This is a genomic window from Streptomyces sp. NPDC093065 (assembly GCF_044754585.1).
Taxonomy (GTDB): Bacteria; Actinomycetota; Actinomycetes; order Streptomycetales; family Streptomycetaceae; genus Streptomyces.
On sequence record NZ_JBIVPJ010000010.1, the window covers coordinates 225,052 to 244,145 of the forward strand.

16 protein-coding genes and 2 pseudogenes are annotated in these 19,094 nt (G+C 71.9%); 6 read left to right on the forward strand and 12 right to left on the reverse strand.

Annotation, left to right across the window (positions count from 1 at the left end; all coding sequences use genetic code 11):
• Positions 1 to 108: 108 nt before the first annotated feature.
• The 3 genes from ACIQFU_RS19820 to ACIQFU_RS19830 are packed head-to-tail and all read left to right on the forward strand — an operon-like array spanning position 109 to position 3,654.
• Positions 109 to 621, forward strand: a complete 513-nt coding sequence (locus ACIQFU_RS19820) for an SRPBCC family protein (RefSeq protein WP_402553074.1) — start codon at positions 109 to 111, stop codon at positions 619 to 621.
• Positions 622 to 653: 32 nt separating this feature from the next.
• Entirely contained in the window at positions 654 to 2,960 is a 2,307-nt protein-coding gene (locus ACIQFU_RS19825) for an FdhF/YdeP family oxidoreductase (RefSeq protein ID WP_402553075.1), read from the forward strand.
• A 34-nt stretch (positions 2,961 to 2,994) separates the two neighbouring features.
• Positions 2,995 to 3,654, forward strand: coding sequence for a hypothetical protein (locus ACIQFU_RS19830; protein ID WP_402553076.1), 660 nt, complete (start codon positions 2,995 to 2,997; stop codon positions 3,652 to 3,654).
• A gap of 159 nt (positions 3,655 to 3,813) precedes the next feature.
• On the opposite strand, the pseudogene ACIQFU_RS19835 reads toward ACIQFU_RS19830, so the two are convergent.
• From ACIQFU_RS19835 to ACIQFU_RS19845, 3 genes and pseudogenes are all read right to left on the reverse strand, one after another.
• Positions 3,814 to 3,999: pseudogene (locus ACIQFU_RS19835) on the reverse strand (Dyp-type peroxidase domain-containing protein); the annotation flags it as partial.
• A 141-nt stretch (positions 4,000 to 4,140) separates the two neighbouring features.
• Positions 4,141 to 6,225, reverse strand: coding sequence for a SpoIIE family protein phosphatase (locus ACIQFU_RS19840; protein WP_402553078.1), 2,085 nt, complete (start codon positions 6,223 to 6,225; stop codon positions 4,141 to 4,143).
• Between the two features lie 131 nt (positions 6,226 to 6,356).
• Positions 6,357 to 7,091: a D-Ala-D-Ala carboxypeptidase family metallohydrolase gene (locus ACIQFU_RS19845; protein WP_402553079.1), complete on the reverse strand. Its 735-nt coding sequence runs from the start codon at positions 7,089 to 7,091 to the stop codon at positions 6,357 to 6,359.
• A 179-nt stretch (positions 7,092 to 7,270) separates the two neighbouring features.
• On the opposite strand from ACIQFU_RS19845, the gene ACIQFU_RS19850 reads away from it, so the two are divergent.
• On the forward strand, positions 7,271 to 7,825 hold the full coding sequence (locus ACIQFU_RS19850; protein ID WP_402553080.1) for a glycoside hydrolase family 25 protein: 555 nt from the start codon (positions 7,271 to 7,273) through the stop codon (positions 7,823 to 7,825).
• Between the two features lie 15 nt (positions 7,826 to 7,840).
• Here the strand turns inward: ACIQFU_RS19850 and ACIQFU_RS19855 are convergent.
• Positions 7,841 to 8,512, reverse strand: a pseudogene (locus ACIQFU_RS19855) (NADPH-dependent F420 reductase); the annotation flags it as partial.
• A 129-nt stretch (positions 8,513 to 8,641) separates the two neighbouring features.
• Positions 8,642 to 8,854: an EF-hand domain-containing protein gene (locus ACIQFU_RS19860; RefSeq protein ID WP_402553082.1), complete on the reverse strand. Its 213-nt coding sequence runs from the start codon at positions 8,852 to 8,854 to the stop codon at positions 8,642 to 8,644.
• Positions 8,855 to 9,019: 165 nt separating this feature from the next.
• Here ACIQFU_RS19860 and ACIQFU_RS19865 point away from each other — a divergent pair, with 165 nt between their 5' ends.
• Positions 9,020 to 9,658 carry a GNAT family N-acetyltransferase gene (locus ACIQFU_RS19865; RefSeq protein ID WP_402553084.1) on the forward strand — a complete coding sequence of 213 codons (639 nt, stop codon included), beginning with the start codon at positions 9,020 to 9,022 and terminating at the stop codon, positions 9,656 to 9,658.
• A 16-nt stretch (positions 9,659 to 9,674) separates the two neighbouring features.
• Here the strand turns inward: ACIQFU_RS19865 and ACIQFU_RS19870 are convergent, their stop codons facing one another.
• The 5 genes from ACIQFU_RS19870 to ACIQFU_RS19890 all read right to left on the reverse strand — a co-directional run bounded on the left by ACIQFU_RS19870 (position 9,675) and on the right by ACIQFU_RS19890 (position 14,650).
• Positions 9,675 to 10,289, reverse strand: coding sequence for an ADP-ribosyltransferase (locus tag ACIQFU_RS19870; RefSeq protein WP_402553085.1), 615 nt, complete (start codon positions 10,287 to 10,289; stop codon positions 9,675 to 9,677).
• 97 nt (positions 10,290 to 10,386) lie between these two features.
• On the reverse strand, positions 10,387 to 10,890 hold the full coding sequence (locus ACIQFU_RS19875) for an ATP-binding protein (RefSeq protein ID WP_402553087.1): 504 nt from the start codon (positions 10,888 to 10,890) through the stop codon (positions 10,387 to 10,389).
• A 339-nt stretch (positions 10,891 to 11,229) separates the two neighbouring features.
• Complete coding sequence (locus tag ACIQFU_RS19880; protein ID WP_402553088.1) at positions 11,230 to 11,997, reverse strand: enoyl-CoA hydratase/isomerase family protein; 768 nt, start codon at positions 11,995 to 11,997, stop codon at positions 11,230 to 11,232.
• A 44-nt stretch (positions 11,998 to 12,041) separates the two neighbouring features.
• Positions 12,042 to 13,229 (reverse strand): Ig-like domain-containing protein, encoded by a 1,188-nt coding sequence (locus tag ACIQFU_RS19885; RefSeq protein WP_402553089.1) that lies wholly within the window; start codon positions 13,227 to 13,229, stop codon positions 12,042 to 12,044.
• Between the two features lie 170 nt (positions 13,230 to 13,399).
• Positions 13,400 to 14,650 carry an Ig-like domain-containing protein gene (locus ACIQFU_RS19890; RefSeq protein WP_402553090.1) on the reverse strand — a complete coding sequence of 417 codons (1,251 nt, stop codon included), beginning with the start codon at positions 14,648 to 14,650 and terminating at the stop codon, positions 13,400 to 13,402.
• A gap of 155 nt (positions 14,651 to 14,805) precedes the next feature.
• Between ACIQFU_RS19890 and glgX the strand changes: the two genes are divergently transcribed.
• Positions 14,806 to 17,079, forward strand: coding sequence for a glycogen debranching protein GlgX (gene glgX, locus ACIQFU_RS19895; RefSeq protein WP_402553092.1), 2,274 nt, complete (start codon positions 14,806 to 14,808; stop codon positions 17,077 to 17,079).
• A 39-nt stretch (positions 17,080 to 17,118) separates the two neighbouring features.
• Here glgX and ACIQFU_RS19900 read toward each other — a convergent pair whose 3' ends face one another.
• Both ACIQFU_RS19900 and ACIQFU_RS19905 read right to left on the reverse strand, forming a co-directional pair.
• Positions 17,119 to 17,823, reverse strand: a complete 705-nt coding sequence (locus ACIQFU_RS19900; protein WP_402553093.1) for a response regulator — start codon at positions 17,821 to 17,823, stop codon at positions 17,119 to 17,121.
• Complete coding sequence (locus ACIQFU_RS19905; RefSeq protein WP_402553095.1) at positions 17,813 to 19,066, reverse strand: sensor histidine kinase; 1,254 nt, start codon at positions 19,064 to 19,066, stop codon at positions 17,813 to 17,815. Before ACIQFU_RS19905 ends, ACIQFU_RS19900 begins: the two co-directional genes overlap by 11 nt.
• Positions 19,067 to 19,094 lie beyond the last annotated feature (28 nt).

The window sequence follows — 19,094 nt, forward strand, 5'->3', positions numbered from 1 at the left end:
GTCGCAAGCGGGCCTCGCGGGGTGCGCCCGAGCACCACCAAGATCCACATGGCGGCACTCCGGCAGGACGGTGAGACTGAGGGGACATCCATCGCAGACGGGCGAGCCATGACCACGATCGAAGAGACGGTGCAGGTCGCGGTGCCGGTGCGCACCGTCTACAACCAGTGGACCCAGTTCAGGACGTTCCCCCGGTTCATGACCTCGGTGGTGAAGGTGGACCAGGTCAGACCTGCCATCACCCACTGGACCGTGGGACTGGGGCCGGCGCGCCACGAGTTCGCGACCGAGATCGTCGAGCAGCAGCCGGACACCTGTGTGGCATGGCGCGGTCTGGACGCACGTCACCGGGGAGAGGTGACGTTCCACGAGACCGCACCGGACAGCACCGCGGTCACCGTGCACATCGAGCTCCTGCGACCGCGCCTCGTGGTCCTCCTGGCGGACGCGTCCGGACTCGTCCGACGCGTGGTCCGGTCCGAACTGGCGCATTTCAAGGAGTTCGTGGAGGGCCTCGGGCAGGAGGGCGAGGGCTGGCGGGGGACCATCCGAAACGGTCACGTCCGGCCGGTGGAGTCGGAGCCACCGCGGTGCCACGTACCTCGATGGCCCGTGGGCTGAACCGACCGGCGAGAAAGCGGGAGACCCCTCAGATGCACAGGCCACCGAGCGAAGAGCCCGAGGACGAACTCGAGGTGACCCCGCCGAAGAAGTGGGCGGCGGGCGTGCCGGCGGTGACGCACGCGCTGGAGTACTCCCTGGAGGAGACCTCCGCCCGGCGCACCGGAGTGACGCTGCTGAACATGAACCAGGTGGGCGGCATCGACTGTCCGGGCTGCGCCTGGGCCGACCCCTCCCCCGGCCACCGGCATCTCAACGAGTACTGCGAGAACGGCGCCAAGCACATCAACGACGAGGCGACGACCCGGCGGATCACCGCCGAGTTCTTCCGCAGGCACTCCGTGTCGGAGCTGGCCGGCCACTCCGACCTCTGGCTGAACCAGCAGGGCCGGCTCACCGAACCCATGGTCAAACGCCCGGGGTCGGACCACTACGAGCCGATCAACTGGCACGACGCGCTCGGTCTGATCGCCGACGAACTGAGGTCGCTCGGCTCCCCCGACGAGGCTGTCTTCTACACCTCGGGCCGGGTCAGCAACGAGGCCGCCTTCGTGCTGCAGCTCTTCGCCAGGGCGTACGGAACCAACAACCTGCCCGACTGCAGCAACATGTGCCACGAGTCCAGCGGCTTCGCCCTGCACGAGACCCTCGGGACCGGCAAGGGGACGGTGAGTCTTGAGGACCTCCACCACGCCGATCTGATCTTCCTCGTCGGCCAGAACCCCGGAACCAACCACCCTCGCCAGCTCTCCGCCCTGGAACAGGCCAAGCGCAACGGCGCCCGCGTCATCGCGGTCAACACCCTGCCGGAGGCCGGACTCCTGCGCTTCAAGAACCCGCAGAAGGCCCGCGGGGTGATCGGCCGGGGCGTGCAGATCGCCGACCGGTTCCTGCACATTCGCAGCGGTGGCGATCTCGCGCTGTTCCAGGCACTCAACCGGCTGCTGCTGGAGTCCGAGGACGCCCGGCCGGGCGCCGTGCTGGACCAGGAGTTCATCGCCTCGCACACCAGCGGGTTCGAGGAGTTCGCCCGGCACGCCCGGTCCGTCGCCTGGGAGGACGTGCTCCGGGCGACCGGGCTGAGCCGCGCGGACATCGAGCGGGTCCGCGACGACGTCCTGCGCAGCGAGCGGGTCGTCGTCTGCTGGGCCATGGGGGTGACGCAGCACAAGCACGGCGTCCCCACGATCAGGGAGATCGTCAACTTCCTGCTGCTGCGCGGCAATCTCGGCCGGGCCGGAGCCGGAGCCTGCCCGGTGCGCGGGCACAGCAACGTGCAGGGTGACCGCACGATGGGCATCTGGGAGCAGATGCCCGACTCCTTCCTCGACGCGCTGCGCGACGAGTTCGGCTTCGAGCCGCCCCGGGGCCACGGACTCGACTCCGTGAACTCGATCAGAGCCATGCACGAAGGGCGGATCAAGGTCTTCCTCGGCGTGGCGGGGAACTTCGTGATGGCCGCTCCCGACACCGCCTTCACCGAGGAGGCCGTGCGCCGCTGCCGCCTCACCGCGCACATCTCCACGAAGCTCAACAGGTCGCACACGGTCTGCGGCGAGACCGCCCTCATCCTGCCGACCCTGGGGCGTACCGAGGTGGACGTCCAGTCGGGCGGCGAGCAGTTCGTGACCGTCGAGAACTCGATGAGCGAGGTGCACACCTCGCGCGGCCGTCTGGAGCCGGCGTCCCGGCTGCTGCTGAGCGAGGTCGCCATCCTGTGCCGGCTGGCGCGCCGCACCCTGGCCGACGGAGCCGGGATTCCGTGGACGCGGTTCGAGGCCGACTACGGGGCGATCCGCGACCGGGTCGCCCACGTCGTGCCGGGGTTTCACGACTTCAACCGGCGAGTGGTCCGGCCGGGCGGCATCAGCCTGCCGAACCCGGTCAACGAAGGCGTCTTCGGCACTTCCACGGGGAAGGCACTGTTCACGTGCAACGCCTGGGAGATGCCCGAGGCACCCGAGGGGCACCTGCTGCTGCAGACGCTCCGGTCGCACGACCAGTGGAACACGATCCCCTACACGAACAACGACCGCTACCGCGGCATCCACGGCAGCCGCCGGGTCGTGCTGATCAATCCGGCGGACATCGCGGAACTCGGCTTGTCCGGGGGACAGCGCGTGGACGTGGTCGGCGTGTGGGCGGACCGCACGGAGCGCCGTGCGGAGGACTTCCGGGTCGTCCCCTACCCGTCCAGCCGTGGCTGCGCGGCGGCGTACTACCCGGAGACGCAGGTCCTCGTCCCGCTGGACAGCGTGGCGGACGTCAGCAACCAGCCGACGTCGAAGGGTCTGGTGGTCCGCTTGGAGCCGGTGGCCCCGCGACCGGGCACGACGTGACCGTGACGACCGCGCGTGGGACCGGGAGGACCGCATGAGGGAGAAGCCGCTGAGCAGGATCGGCGACGAAGTGCTGCGCATCCGGCGCGATGTGTCGCGCGCCGTCGAGGGCGGATCCGCCCCCACCGGTTTCGGCGTGGACCAGGAGCTGGTCACCGCTTTCGAGGCCGGGACCCTCTCCCCGGCCGGCCGAAGCGAACTGGCGCGGCAGGTGGCGCGGCAACTGCCGGCCCACTGGTCCCAGTCCAACACGCTCGCCGAGGCCATGACCCGGTTCATCGACCACCTCGGCGGTCAACGCGAGCTCATCGTCTGGCTGGACGGGTACCCCGGTCCGCCGCGGCTGGTGGCACGGCTCTACGTCCTGATGGGCCTCCTCGACCAGTACAGCGAGAACCCGGCCGTCGTCACCGCACTGCGCGAGTACCGGGAGCGGACGCCGTACCCGGCGGGTCTGGAGGGCCACCTGGTACCGCAGACCGACGACGAGACGCTGGCCGGGCTGTCCACCGGCATCGAGGAGCTGCTGGGCGACGGCGAGCTGGGCAAGGCGGCCGGTCTGGCGCTGGCCACGACCGACTGCCTGCGGCGGGTGGCGGCGCGTGCGGCGGAACTCGACCCCGCGACGGACGACATGGGCGAGGTCATGGACCACACCCACCGGGACATCCGGGAGGCGGCCTCCGAAAGCTGAGCGCCTGGTCCGTCGCCCCCGGCTCTCCGGTTCCCCGCGGCGGGAACCGCACGAACAGATCGGGTGACCCACCGAGCATGCTCTCCCCCCGTCGCGTCCTTCGGACCGTCTCCCGGCACGGCTACGGGCGCTTCGTGAACGACGCGGTCCGCACCCTCGTGGCCGAGGACGCAGGTCACGGGGGCGCGGCCCGCTGAAGAGCCGGTCCCAGGCCGCGGAGCCGATGCCGGTCACGCAGCCGAGTCCGGCGTCCGGGGCCCGGAAGCCGACCGAACGCCTGAGCCCTCCCATGTCCCGCAGCAGGCCACGTACCCGGTCCTCGCCGCCGGCCGCGACGGTGCCGACGGCTGTCCGCTGAACGTCGTGCGGCGATGCCCGGCCGCCGGCGTGTGCCCGGGGACCGGCCTCCGCCCGCCGGAGGAGCCTGCCCGGCCGGAGTCGGCGGCATTCCGCGGCGGTGCCGGATCGAGGGGGACGGCCCCGGCGTCAGACGACGCCGGCTTCGGCGATCAGAACGGCGACGTCGTCGTGGTCGTCGGGCCGGCGCAGGGCACCCAGCAGACGCCTGCAGGTGTCTTCCAGGGGCGCGGGGTGCCCGTCGAGCGCGTCGACCAGGACGTCCAGTCGCTCGTCGATGGCGTGATCACGGGTCTCCACCAGGCCGTCGGTGTAGAGGACGAGCCTGTCCCCGGGCCGCAGGTCGAAGGTCGTGGTGTCGAACGCGACGCCGCCGACCCCCAGAGGTGCCCCGGCCGGGAGGGAAACGAGCCGCGGCCGTTCACCGGGGCGTACGAGGACGGGGGGAAGGTGTCCGGCGTTGGCGATGTGGCACTGGTGCCGATGGGGGTCGTACACGGCGTAGAGGCACGTGGCGATGTAGTGCTCGAGCCCGCAGGTGAGGGTGTCGAGGTGCCGGAGGACCTCGTGCGGTACGAGGTCGAGGTCGGCGTAGGCGCAGGTGGCCGTGCGCAGGCGGCCCATCGTCGCGGCGGCGTCGATGCCGTTGCCCATCACGTCGCCGACCACCAGCGCGGCCCTGTCGCCGGACAGGGGGATGACGTCGTACCAGTCCCCGCCGATCTCGCTGGACGCCTGCGCGGGCTGGTAGAGCGAGGCCACGTCGAGCCCGGCCAGCCGGGAGGGGTGGCTGGGCAGCAGGCTGCGCTGGAGGCTTTCGGCGGAGTTGCGGACGCTCTGGTACCAGCGGGCGTTGTCGACGGCGACCGCCGCCCTCGCCGCCAGTTCCCGGGCGAGGACGACGTCCTCGTCGTCGAAGGGGAGCGGGTTCCCGGCGCGTATCAGGTCGAAGGCGCCGAGGATCTCGTTGTGCGCGATCAGAGGCACGGCGAGGTACGAGTGGACGCCGGCGCGGGCGAGCGCGTGCGCGGCCTCCTCGTCGCGCGCGATGCGCGTCAGGTCGTCGGGACCGGTGCGGGGCACCAGGACGGGCCGGCCGGTGTGCACACACCGCGTGATCAGCCGGTCCGCACCGTACGAGGCCACCTCTCCGACCGGGTCCGCGGCGCCGGCGGCCTCACTCGGCCGGGCCGTGGCGACCGCAAGCGCACGGAAGAGCTCGGGCCCGTCGCGGTGGCCGCTGCCGCGGCGGAAGGCCAGCACGCTGTCGAGTACGTCGACGGCGGCCACGTCCGCCAGTACCGGCACGGCGGTGTCGGCCAGTTCCCGGGCCGTCTGCTCCACCCCGAGTGTGGTACCCACCCGTGCGGAGGCGTCGGCGATCAACGCCAGTCTGCGGCGGGCCCGGTCCGCCTCGGCCGCGGCGCGGTGCCGTTCCGTGACGTCGACGACCGAGTTCGCCACACCGATCACTCGTCCGCCCGGGCCTTCGAGACGGTAGTACGACACGGACCACGCGTGATCGTGGTCCGGGTCCCCGTGGGTGCGGCCGACGATGTACTGGTCGAGCATGGGCGTGCCGGTGAGCAGCACCTCCCGCATCACCGCCTCCACGGCGCCGACCTCCAGGGAGCGGTGGATGTCGCGCGGCCGCCGGCCGAGATGCTCGGCGGCGGGCATCCCGTTGATGCGTTCCAGGGCCGGGTTGACCAGGATGTACCGCAGATCGGTGTCCAGCAGCGCGATGCCGACGGGTGCCTGCGAGACGAGCTGCTCGGACAGCGCGAGCTTGGTCTCCGCGCCCTCCAGCACGATCTGGTCCGCGGCGATGCCCAGGGCGTACACGTCCCCGCGGTCGTTCTGCAACCGCACGTTGCGGAACTCCACCAGCCGGGTGCTGCCGTCCTTTCGCTTGACCGGGAAGGCGCCGGCCCAGTTCTCCCCCGTGCTCATCACCTTGGCGAACAGGGTCGTCGCGAGGCCGCGGTGCTCCTCGTGCAGCAGGAGCCGGGCCGCGTACCGGCCCAGCGCCTCCTCGGCGGAGTAGCCGAACACGTCACCGGCCTGCGGGCTCCAGAAGACGATCCGCCCGGTGCCGTCCACCACGACGGCCGAGACACCGAGCAGATCGAGCAGTCCCCCCGGCGATGACGACCACGCCTGGGAGATCTCCGGTGCCGGGCCTCGGCGCGCGTGGGACTCGTGCGTACTCATCCTCGGCGCCCCCTTCCTGCAGCGGACGCACGGGGCCGCGTCAGCGGCTCGCCCCTCCATCCTGCCCTCCGCCCCGGTCGAACACGAACCGAACGGGGCGGCACGTCGAGGTTCCGAGGGTGGCCGGCGGATCAGATGCCGCAGTTCGGGGCCGACCAGTACGGCGACGGGTCGAGGGCCACGTGGGTGTGGTCGTTGTGGTCGGGGTAGCCCGGTCCGAGGATCTCCGAGAAGCCGTGGGTCCTGGCCTGCTGGGCGAGCCGGCAGAAGCTGGGCGAGCCGGTGAGGTCGGCCGCGTCGCCGTAGAGGTGGCGGCTGGTGGACGAGCCGCCGACGGCGCTGTTGCAGGCGCGGGAGCGGAAGCCGCTGGAGATCGTGATCGGCACGTCGCCGAGGGCGTGCCGCATCGCCTCCAGCTTCCACATGGTCTTCAGCGCGTTCGACTTGGCGGTGGCGGCGGAGACCGCGCCGCCCGACCAGTCCGAGTTGCACTTGTTGAGCTCCGCGTAGGTGAAGTGGACGGGGGTGCAGTCCGCGTCCTGGAGCGCGTAGATCTTGCTGAAGGTCGCGGGGCCGGCGACGCCGTCCGCGGCCAGTCCGTAGGCGGCCTGGAACTTCTTGACGGCGGCGGCGGTCCGGGCGCCGTACTGACCGTCGTAGGAGAGGCGTTCGCCCGAGGTGACCCAGCCGGCGACGCGGATCTGCAACTGCGTCACGTCGCTGCCGGAGGTGCCCTGGGTCAGGGTGCGGTTCCAGGTGTAGCAGGAGTCGGCGTGCGCGGTGCCGGCGGTGGCGCCCGCCCCGACCACCGCGCCAGCCATGAGCATGACAAAAGAGAGAAGGAGACGTGACACGCGTCTGAACATCCCGGCCTCCCGACCGTCGAGTCGTCCGTGAACCGGAGCCCAGCGTGCGGCACCGCGCTACGCGCGTCAATGGCGCCCGGGCGAAGCGAAGTCGACGTTTCGGCCCTGGAGCGGGATCACCCGTGCCATCGTGGGGAATAACCAACTCCCGTCCCCCCACAGCTCCTCAGGGAGGCCCCATGCTGCGTGGCATCGATGTCAGCGCCTACCAGTCCTCCAGCTACGACACCGACGGTCTCTCCTTCGTCTTCGTGAAGGCGACGGAGGGCCGTTCGTACGTCAACCCGAAACTCGCGGCCCAGACGAAGCGGGCCCGCGACGCCGGACTCGTCGTCGGCTTCTACCACTTCCTGTGGCCGGGCAACCTGGCCGCCCAGGCCGAGTACTTCGTCTCCAAGACCCCGGAGCGCAAGGGCGACATCCTCGCCGTCGACTGGGAGACGAACGGCGAGGGCACCCATCCGAGCAACGCGGAGAAGGACAGCTTCATCCGCAAGCTGAAGTCACTGCGGCCGGACAACAGGATCGTCCTCTATTGCAACCGGCACTTCTGGTTGAACATCGACACCACCTCGTACGCCGGTGACGGTTTGTGGATCGCCGACTACGTCTCGGCGGGCAAGCCGCGCATCCAGGCGAAGTGGCGCTTCCACCAGTACACCGACAGCCCGGTCGACACCAACGTGGCGGACTTCGCGAGCAAGGCCGCGCTCAAGGAGTGGGCCCAGTCCTGAGCCGGGGCCGGGCCGTCAGCCCCGGAAGCCCGCGGGCCGCTCCGGGGACGCCTCCGACAGCGCCTTGGCGACGCCGTCGACGCCCTCGCGCAGGCCGTACACGGGCGAGTCGGGCTGCTGACGCCAGGAGTCGTCGATGCCGCCGGCGTCGACGCTGTCGAAGCCCAGATCGTCGATCAGGGCGCGGACCTTCGCCTTGGCCGCCGCGTCGTCGCCGGCCACCGGGAGCGCCATGCGGTCGGGGGCGCCGGCCGGACGGGGGCGGTCGAGGATGTCCTGGGCGTAGGTGCCGTTGAAGGCCTTGATCACCGGGTGGCCGAGGTGCCCCTCGGTCCAGCGGCTCTCGGTCAGGCCCCCGTCCTCGATGCCCGCGATCCTGCCGTCCCGCTGCTGCGGGTAGTAGTTGCCGGTGTCGATGACCGCGACGCCGTCGGCCGCCCCGTCCAGGACACCGGACGGCAGGTCCGGGACCCGCTTCAGCGGGATGGTGACGACCACGATCTCGGCGCCGCGCGCCGCCTCCTCCACCGGTACCGGCGTGGCGCCGGTCTCCTCGGCCAGTGCGGTGAGTGTCCGGGGTCCGCGCGAGTTGGCGACGGAGACGTCGTGTCCGAGGGCGGTGAGCCGCCGGGTGAGGTTGCCGCCGATGTTGCCCGCGCCGATGATGCCGACTCGCCTGGCCCTTCGGAGGTCGTGTCGTGCGGAGCCCCCTGGCTCGCGCCCGTGACCTGTACCAACGTCCGGCTGGAGGGCGCTATTCCGTGCCGAAGGCGCCCGTCCGGGTGACCGGCGGGCGCCTCTCGTGGCACGTCTTCGCTACTTGTTCAGGTGGGCCCAGAACTCGTCGAACGACAGCTGCTTGTCGCCGTCGAGGTCGCGGCCGGCGATGACCGCCTCGGCCACCGACTCGGTGACGTTCCAGTCGCCGCCCTGGGCGAGGGCGGTCTTGAACTCGGCCGCGGTGATGAAGCCGTCACCGTCCGTGTCGATCCGCTCGAACTGCTTGCGTGCTTCCTCGATGTCGGCCACCGGTCCGCCCCTCGTTTCGTGCCTGGGTCCAACTGACGCAGGTCAGATTAACCGCCCGCCCGTGCGCCCGGTGCGGCGACCACCCGCCGGAGCTCCTCGGCGGACGGTGCGCACCGTGAGTGGGAGTCTGTGTCTTCCAGTGGGCGGAGATTCGAGGAGCGCGGTGTGGCGGAGAGCCTGCGGGACATTCTGGACGCGGCGGCGCGGGGTGTGTTCCCGCCGGCGGACGGCGGGACGAGTGTCGTGCCGCAGCACGGCGGGCGGGACGCGGGGGTCATCGCCTTCACGGCGCACTCGGTCGTCTTCACCGACGAGCACGAGGGGTGGGTGCGCGGGACGTTGGCGTCGCTGGGGTGCGATCCCCTCGCCGCGACGATGAACCCCCGGTTCCTGACGGCCTTCGCGCAACGCACGGGACGTACGACGGACACGATCGACGTGCTGCTGACCGGGGCACCGCTCGCGGGTCGCCCCGAGGTCGCGCTGACTGAGGTCGCCGATCCCGGGCACCCCCGGGTGGTCGCGGCCCGGCGGCGGCGCGACGGGGTGCGGGTGTGGGCGGCCGACGGCGGGGTGCTGGTGCTGGGCCGCGGGGTGGCCGGACGGCTGGAGGTCGCCGTGGAGGTGGCGGAGGGCGTCCGGCACCGGGGGCTGGGGCGGCTGCTGGTGACGGCGGCGCGGCAGCTGGCCGGGGGTGAGCCGGTGTGGGCGCAGGTGTCGGCGGGGAACGCCCGCAGTCTGCGGGCGTTCCAGGCGGCGGGTTGCCGGCCCGTGGGGTCGGAGGCGCTGTTCCTGCGCCCCTGAGCCGGGGCGACCGGTGTCAGTGCCAGGGCTGGTAGTGCGGGTTGCTCTCGCACTGGCTCATGATCTCGGTCTTGGTCTGCCGGTCGACGGGGCAGACGCCGATGATGTACTTGCGCTGGATGCCGCCGGGGAAGGCGACCTCGACCTGGTCCGCCCACTTGTGGGTGTCGCCGATGGTCTTGTTGACGTCGATGCCGCCGGGGGCGTCGACGTAGTAGTTGTAGCCGGACTTGTACCAGGTCTTGTACAGGTCGTGGTCGTAGCTCGTCGAGACGTACGGCGAGGGCTGGTTGACCAGGACGTACTTCTCGACGTCGTACTGGCCGTTCTGGACGTCCTTGGCGTGGAAGCCCTCTTCGAAGACGACCTGGGGGCCCCGGCTGTCGCTGCGGTAGAGGGTGCCGCAGGTGGTGCGCCAGACCGGTTCGGGAGTGATGCGGTCGACGTCGACGCCGCGGTCGGCGGCGGCCTTGGTCTTGTCGTCGAACCGGGGGCAGGCCGGGGCGGCCTTGGCGGTGGTCCTCGCCGGGGCCGTGGCGGCACCGGGGGCGGTGGCGGCGGTGGTGGCGAGGACGGCGGAGAGCGACAGGACGGCGGCGGCGGTCCGGTGGCGCAGACGAGTGGTGATCATGCGGATACGATCGCGGCTGCGGAGCGAGACGTTCCGGATTCTCACCCGTAGGTGGCGTGTCCGGCGAACGGGGTTGATTCCGGGGGCAGATGCGCTCTCACCGGTCCACGACCCGCATCTCGAACCAGGTGGTCTTGCCGCGCGGCAGCAGATCGACGCCCCACCGGTCGGACAGTTCGTCGACGAGGAAGAGGCCCCGCCCGCTGATGTCCGTCTCCTGCACCGGCATCAGGCAGGGCAGCCCCCGGGAGGGGTCGCGGACCTCGACCCGGATCCAGCCGGGGCGGCGGCGCATCCGGAGGCCGAAGACGCGGGCGCCGGTGTGGCGTACGGCGTTGCCGACCAGCTCCGAGACGAGGAGGACGGCGTCCTCCGTGACCTTGGGGCCGAGCTGCCACTGGCGCAGAGCGACGACCTGGGCCAGCCGGCGGGCGGTGGCGGCGGATTCGGGGCGGGAGGGTAACGGAACTTCGTGCTCCGTCGGGTTGCCGAACAGCTCCAGCGCCTTGAGCGCGCGCTCGTCCTCGACCGCCGGCGACCAGCGCGCCGCGGTCGCACGTCCGGCTCCCCGCGGCTGTTCCGTACCATCCAGCCCCGCCATGCCCCCATCATGGCCGCCTTCGCAGGGCTCCGGGGCCGTTCCCGGGGAATAGGCCCCTGTGGGGGCCGGGCGGGCCGACGGGCGATCGGCATATGCCACAGGCAGTTCGGGACCGGAAACAGACCCACTGACCTGCGGGAACGACTCGGCCGGAGACAAGCGACGGACTCCCTCGACAAGGCGCGCTTAATGGTGTGTTAAGGCTGCCATAAACCGCCCCATCGAGGGACCCGGATCAGACATCGCGTCAATTGCAAGAGGGAGGACGCGACTTCGGGTGAAACTTGTACTTCCCACCGGGAGGATCCCGGGGAGCTCACCGGGAGAATTCCGGGGAGTTCAGAGGAACTTCGCCTTGCCCGGGCCCTCTTCCACGAAGCTGCGCATCCCGCGTTCGCGGTCCTCCGTGGCGAACAGGCCCGCGAACCAGTTCCGCTCGACGGCGAGGCCGGTCTCGATGTCCGTCTCCAGACCCGTGTCGATCGCCTCCTTCGCCGCGCGCAGGGCGATGGCGGGACCCTTCGCGAGCCGTGCGGCCCACGCGTGCGCCTGCTCGTAGACCTCGGCGGCCGGCACCACCCGGTCCACCAGGCCGAGCGCCAGCGCCTCGTCGGCCTTCACCTGGCGGCCGGTGAAGATCAGGTCCTTGGCCTTGGAGGGGCCGATCAGCCGGGACAGCCGCTGGGTGCCGCCCGCGCCCGGGATCAGCCCGAGCAGGATCTCGGGCTGGCCCAGCTTGGCGTTCTCCCCGGCGATGCGGAAGTCGGCGCAGAGCGCGAGTTCGCAGCCGCCGCCCAGTGCGTAGCCGGTGACGGCCGCGACCACCGGCTTGGGAATGCGGGCCACCGCGGTGAAGGAGTCCTGGAGGGCACGGGACCGCGCGATCATCGCCGCGTGGTCCATCACCTGCATCTCCTTGATGTCCGCGCCCGCCGCGAAGACCTTCTCGCCGCCGTGGATCACGACGGCGCGGACGTCGTCGCGCCGGGTGACCTCCTCGGCCAGCTCCTTCAGCCGGTCCTGGGTGGCGACGTCCAGCGCGTTCATGGGCGGGCGGTCCAGGCGCAGCGTACCGACGCCGTCCGCGACTTCGAGATGTACGGTCATGCTCCGCAGGTTAGCGGGCGTTCACTCGTCGTGGCAGTCGGCCCTCACGCCTTCCACTTCTCCCACGACATGTTCCAGCCGTTGAGGCCGTTGTCCGGGGCGATGGTGGCGTCCTCGGAGTTCTTGACCACGACCACGTCGCCGACGATCGAGTTCTCGAAGAACCAGGCGGCCGGCGCCTTCCCGTCCCAGCCGCCGCGCACGTCGCGCAGGCCGATGCAGCCGTGGCTGGAGTTGCGGTTGCCGAAGGCGTCGCCGCCCCAGTAGTTGCCGTGGATGAAGGTGCCGGAGGTGGACAGCCGCATGGCGTGCGGGACGTCCTTGATGTCGTACTCGGAGCCGTAGCCGACCGTCTCGCTGTTCATCCGGGTCACGGCGAGCCGCTCGGTGACGACCATCTGGCCGTTCCAGGTCTCGTAGCCCGGCGCGCCGGTGGTGACCGGGACGGTCCTGATGGTCTTGCCGTCCCGCACGACCTTCATCGTGTGCTTCTTGGCGTCCACGACGGAGACCTGGCTGCGGCCGACGGTGAAGGACACGGTCTTGGTCTGCTCGCCGTAGACGCCGTCGCGGCCCTGGACACCGTCGAGGTCCAGGTCGACGGTGACCTTGGTGCCGGCCTTCCAGTACTTCTCGGGGCGGAAGTCGAGGCGGTCGTTGCCGAACCAGTGGCCCTCGACCTCGACGGCCGGCTCGGTCTTGATCGTGATGGCCTTCTCGACGTCCTCCGGCTTGGTGATGCCCCGGGTGAAGCGGATCGAGAACGGCATGCCGACGCCGACCTTCGAGCCGTCCTCCGGTGTGAAGGTGCCGACGAAGGTGTTCTTCGGCGTCAGGGTGGTGAAGCGGGAGTCCTCGGCGGCCGTGCGGCCCTCGGAGTCCTTGGCGACCGCGTGCACGGTGTACGTGGTGGAGGCGGCCAGATGGGTGGACGGCGTCCAGGCGGCGCCGTCCCCGGATATCTCGCCGTCGACCTTCGCACCCTTGCCGTCCTTGACGACGACCTCGGTGAGCCTGCCCTTCGCCGCGGCGACCTTCAGGGCGCCGCTGGTGTCGACCGCCTCGGCCCCGTTCTTCGGGGCGATGGTGACCACGGCCTCGGACTGCTTGCCCTGTGCCGCGGTGGAGTCCTTGGCCTTCTCCCCCTTGCCGTCCCCGGCCCCCGGGCCCGAGCCGTCCCCACCGCATGCGGTGACGGTCAGCATCAGCAGTCCGAGTACCGCCCCCGCCATCGGACGCACCTTCACTTTGTCTCCCCTCGCCGGGCCTGGTCGGGCCCGCGCCCCAGTGCGCCCGCGCGCGCACCGGCGCATCGTAACCGCAGGCCAGGGGGTTGCGGGACAGGTGAATTGTCACCGTTCCGTACCGAGTTGGCGGCCGGGAGCCGCGAGGGGCTTCGGCGTCACTTCACCGCGCCGCCCGCCTTCCACTCCTTCCACTTCATGTTCCAGCCGCCCAGTCCGTTGTCGGGCGCGACCGTCTTGTCCTTGCTGTGGACCACCTCGACGACGTCGCCGACGAGGCTGCGGTCGAAGAACCAGCCCGCCGGGGTGTCGGAACCGCCGCCCTTGTCGTCGCGCAGTCCGACGCAGCCGTGGCTGACGTTGGCCCGGCCGAAGGTGTCGGCGGGGGCCCAGTAGTTGCCGTGCAGGAAGGTGCCCGAGCCGGTCAGGCGGATGGCGTGCGGGACGTCGGGGATGTCGTACTCGCCGCCGAAGCCGACCGTGCGGCTGTTCATGCGGGTGACCTCCAGCATCTCGGTGATCACCATGCGGCCGTTGTAGGTGGGGGTCGTCGGCGCCCCCGCGGTGATCGGCACGGTGGCCAGCAGCGTGCCGTCCCGGCGCACCTCCATGGTCCGTTCGACCGCGTCGACGCGGGAGACCTGGCTGCGGCCGACGGTGAAGGAGACCTTCTTGCGCTGGAGGCCGTAGACCCCCTTCGCGCCCTCGACGTCCCGCAGCGCCAGGTCGACGGTGACCTCGGTGCCGGGCTTCCAGTACTCCTTCGGGCGGAAGTCGAGGCGGTCCTTGCCGAACCAGTGGGGGCGGATCTCGACGGCGGGCTCCGCGGTGACCGCCACGGCGCGTTCGACGGCGGCTCGGTCGGTGATCTCGCGGTTGAACTCCAGGGAGACGATCATGCCGGTGCCGACGACCGAGCGGTTCTCGGGGGCGACGTAGGCGATGAAGCGCTCCTCGGGGACCTTGGTGGTGAACGTGGTGTGCCGGGCCGAGCGGTGTCCGCCGCCGTCCAGGGCGACCGCGTCGACCGTGTACTTGGCGGCGAGGGCGAGCCGGTCGTCGTCGGGCCGCCAGCTCAGGCCGTCCTCGGAGATCCGGCCGGGCACCGGGCTCTCCTGCGCGTCCTGCGCCCTGACCACCTTCACCGACTCCAGGCGCCCGTCGGGCACCCGCACCGACAGCTTCTTCTCCGGCGCGACGGCCTTGCTCCCGTCGTCCGGGGTGACGCGGATGACGTCCTCGGCGGCGGGTTGTTTGCCGAACATCTCGCCGATGCCCGAGCCGATGCCGGAGCCGATGCCTCCGCTGTCCGAGCTGCATCCGGCTGCCCCGGCCAGCAGTCCTGCCCATGTCAGTAGGGCGGCCAGAGCGGCGCCCGCGCGCCGTGCGCGCCCGTGTACGTGCCTCACATCCACCCGTAACGACCGGTCGGCCCTGGGGAAACGTGAGTGCGAGCCACCCGGTGGGCAGAACTGTGGGGAGGACGACGCGACGGGGAGCAGCGGCCGGGACGCCGCACGCCCTCCTGCCGGACGTCGTTCCACGAGCCGTGGGAGGCTGACAGGTGTCCAGCGCAGCCGAGCAGGAGGCGGTGGCCGGGGAGCGGGCCGCCGCGGACGGGCGGCCCGCCGTCGTGGTCAACGGCGGGCGGCGGGCCGCGCCGCCGCCCGCCGTGCCGGCCCGGCCGGGCACCCCGGTGCCGCTGGGCGCGCGGTTGCGCACCGGCCCGGACCAGGTGACGGGGACCAACTTCGCGCTGTGGGCCGGCGGGGCGGAGGCGGTGGAGCTGTGCCTGTTCGACGGGCCGGGCCGCGGCGCGAGGGAGAGCCGGGTGCGGCTGACCGAGCTGACGCACGAGATCTGGCACGGCTTCGTGCCGGGCGTGCTGCCCGGGCAGCGCTACGGCTACCGGGTGCACGGCCGCTGGGACCCGTGGACCGGCGCCCGCTGGAACCCGGCGAAGCTGCTCCTCGACCCGTACGCCCGAGCCGTGGACGCCGCCGAAGGCAACGATTACGGCGTGCTGCCGCCCGAGGTGTACGGACACGTCCGCGACTGGCCGGAGCAGCGCGTGGCGGACACCGTCCGCGACGACCGGGACTCGGCGCCGCACGTCCCGAAGGGTGTCGTGGTCCATGACGACGACGACTGGTCGGACGACCGCCGGCCCAAGACGCCGTGGGCGGACTCGGTCATCTACGAGCTGCACGTGCGCGGCTTCACCAAGCTCCACCCGGACATCCCTCCGGAGCTGCGCGGCACGTACGCGGGCCTGGCGCATCCGGCGGCGATCGCGCACCTGACGCGGCTGGGCGTGACGGCGGTGGAGCTGCTGCCGGTGCACCAGTTCGCGCACGAGAGCCACCTGCTGGAGCGCGGCCTGCGCAACTACTGGGGCTACAACTCGGTCGGCTACTTCGCGCCGCACGCCGCCTACGCCGCCTCCGGCACCACCGGTGAACAGGTGGGCGAGTTCAAGCGGATGGTGCGCGCGCTGCACGCGGCCGGCATCGAGGTGATCCTCGACGTGGTCTACAACCACACCGCCGAGGCCGGTGAGCTGGGCCCGACGCTCTCCCTGAAGGGCATCGACAACCGCGGCTACTACCGGCTCCAGCCCGACGCCCGCCGGTACGCGGACTACACCGGTTGCGGCAACACCCTGCACGTCGTCCAGCCGCACGTGCTGCGTCTGATCACCGACTCGCTGCGGTACTGGGTCACGGAGATGGGCGTGGACGGCTTCCGGTTCGACCTGGCGGCGGCGCTGGCCCGTTCGATGCACGACGTCGACATGCTCTCGCCGTTCCTCGCGGTGATCGCGCAGGATCCGGTGCTGCGCCGGGTGAAACTGATCGCCGAGCCGTGGGACGTGGGCTCGGGCGGCTACCAGGTGGGCGCCTTCCCGCCGCTGTGGACGGAGTGGAACGACCGGTACCGGAACGCGGTCCGGGATTTCTGGCGGCACGCGCTGCCGGACGTGCGGGAGATGGGGTACCGCCTGTCGGGCTCCAGCGACCTGTACGCCTGGGGCGGGCGACGCCCCTACGCGTCGGTCAACTTCGTCACCGCGCACGACGGCTTCACGCTGCGCGACCTGGTGTCGTACGAGCGCAAGCACAACGAGGCCAACGGCGAGGGCAACCGGGACGGCACGGACGACAACCGCTCCTGGAACTGCGGAACGGAGGGCGAGACGGACGACCCCGGCGTTCGGGCCCTGCGCCGCCGCCAGCTGCGGAACCTGCTGACCACGCTGCTGCTGTCGACCGGGGTGCCGATGCTGGTCGCCGGCGACGAGATGGGCCGCACCCAGCGCGGCAGCAACAACGCCTACTGCCAGGACAACGAGACCGGCTGGGTGGACTGGAGTCTGCTGGACGACCCTCAGTGGCGCCCGCTGTTCGAGCTGGCCTCCCGGCTGATCGGACTGCGCCACCGGCACCCCGTGCTGCGCCGCCGGGCCTTCTTCTCCGGCCGCGCGCACTCCGCGGACGGCCTGCGCGACCTGGCCTGGTTCACCGCGGGCGGCACGGAGATGACGGAGCGGGACTGGTACGCCCCCGCCGCCACCCTCGGCATGTACCTGTCCGGGCGGGACATCCCGGGCCGGGACGAGCACGGCGACCCGGTCGTCGACGACAGCTTCCTGACCGTCCTGCACGCGGGCGAGGAGCCGGCCGGCTTCGTCCTGCCGGGTCCCCCGTGGGCGGAGCGGTACGAGGTGGTCGTCGACACCGGCCGGGAGGAGCAGGGCGAGGCACCGGGCGCCGTGCACCCGGCGGGGGCGGAGATCACGGTGCCGGGGCGGACGGTGCTGCTGCTGCGGGCGGGGTGAGCGCGGGCGGGTGCGAAGCCGTGCCGGACCGCGGCCGGTTCAGCCGAGGATGCGCCGTTCGTACGCCGTCGCGACGGCCGCCGCCCGGTCGCTCACGCCGAGCTTGGCGTACAGGTGGGTGAGGTGGGTCTTGACGGTCGCCTCGCTGATGAACAGCTCCCGGGCGATCTCCTTGTTGGAGGTGCCGCGCGCCACCAGCGCGAGCACCTCGCGCTCGCGGGCGGACAGGGGCTCGCCGCCGGGTGTCTTCGGGGTGCGGACGGCGGAGACCAGCCGGGAGGCGACCGCCGGGGAGAGGACCGTGCGTCCCTCGGCCGCCGCGCGGACCGCGGTGAACAGGTCGTCGCGGGGGGCGTCCTTGAGGAGGTAGCCGGTCGCGCCCGCCTCGATCGCGGGCAGGGTGTCGGAGTCGGTGTCGTACGTGGTCAGCACGAGCACCCGCGCGCGGGCGCCGCGCCGGGTCAGCTCGCGGATGGCGTCCACGCCCGAACCGCCCGGCATCCGCAGGTCCATGAGGATCACGTCGGGGTCGAGCGCGGCGGCCCGCTCCAGCGCCTCGACGCCGCTCGCCGCCTCGCCCAGGACGCGGAAGCCGGGCGCGGACTCGAACATGCCGCGCAGGCCGTCGCGGACCACGGGGTGGTCGTCGACGACGAGGAGGGAGACCACGGCGTCACCGGGCGCGGCGCGACCGGGCACCGCGTCGCCGGTCACTGCGTCATGGGGCACTGCGTCATCGGTCATGGCGGACCAACGGTACGCGAGCGGAGACGGCGGTGCCGTGCCCCGGTTCCGCCTCCACGGTGAGCGAACCGGCGATGCGTTCGGCGCGGGCCCGCATGCCGTCCAGGCCGAAGCCCCCGGCGGGGGTGCGCTCGCGCGCGGTCAGCGGGTCGAAGCCCCGGCCGTCGTCGCGGATGTCGAGGGTGACCTCGTCGCCCATGAAGGAGAGGGTGACGCCGACCCGGTCGGCGGCGGCGTGCCGGGCCGTGTTGGAGAGGGCCTCCTGGGCGATGCGCAGGAGCGTGGCGGCGACCTCGTCGTGGAGGTGTTCGGCGGTGCCGGTGACGGTGAACCGGGCCTGGACGCCGGTGCGCCCGCCCCACTCCGTCACCGTCTTCTTCAGCGCGTCCGGCAGCCCGTCGTCGGCCAGCGCGACGGGCGAGAGGTTGTGCACGGAGCGGCGGGCCTCGCCGAGGCTGTGCCGGGCCAGGGCGAGGGCCCGGTCCATGTGCTCGCGGCCCAGCGCCGGGTCCGGGGTGGCCGCCACGACCTGGAGCTGGGCGATGATGCCGGTCAGGCCCTGGGCGAGGGTGTCGTGGATCTCGGCGGCCAGCCTCCTACGCTCGTCGGCGACCCCGGCCTCCCGGGCCTGGACGAGGAGCTGGGCGTGGAGGGCGGCGTTCTCGTCGAGGGCCTGCTGCAGGGCGGTGTTGGTGCGCTCCAGTTCGGTGATGGTCTCGACGCGGGCGCGACTGCGGGCCTCCTCCAGCGCGGCGAAGTGGGCGAAGAGGGCCACCAGCATGCTGTTGACGGTGAGGATCGCGCCGAAGAGCACCCATCCCATGATCCCGTTCGGCGGCAGCCCGCCGGACTGGGAACCGGCGAGGGTGACGGCGGTGGCGAACAGTCCGGCCCGGCACAGCCGACGCGGCAGCAGGTGCTGGGCGCCGAAGTAGCCGACGACCGCGTAGAAGGCGAAGAGCGGGTTCAGCCAGGTGAGGGCGAACCCGATGGCCCAGCGGACGGCGTAGTAGCAGGTGCCGGCCGGGGAGGGGTCGGGGCGGGTGCGCGCCGCCCGGTTCCACCACAGCTGGAGCACGACCGCCGCGACGATCAGGGCCCCGCTCGCCCGGCGTTCGCCGCCGGTCATGCCGATCGCGTCGGCGGCCGACCAGGCCACCAGGGTCCCGACGGCCAGCAGCGCGTACGGACCCCAGCGGTGGAACGCCGCCCACCGCTCGTCGACCGCCGTCGTCTCCGTCATGGCGTCATTGTCGGACACGCCGCCGCCT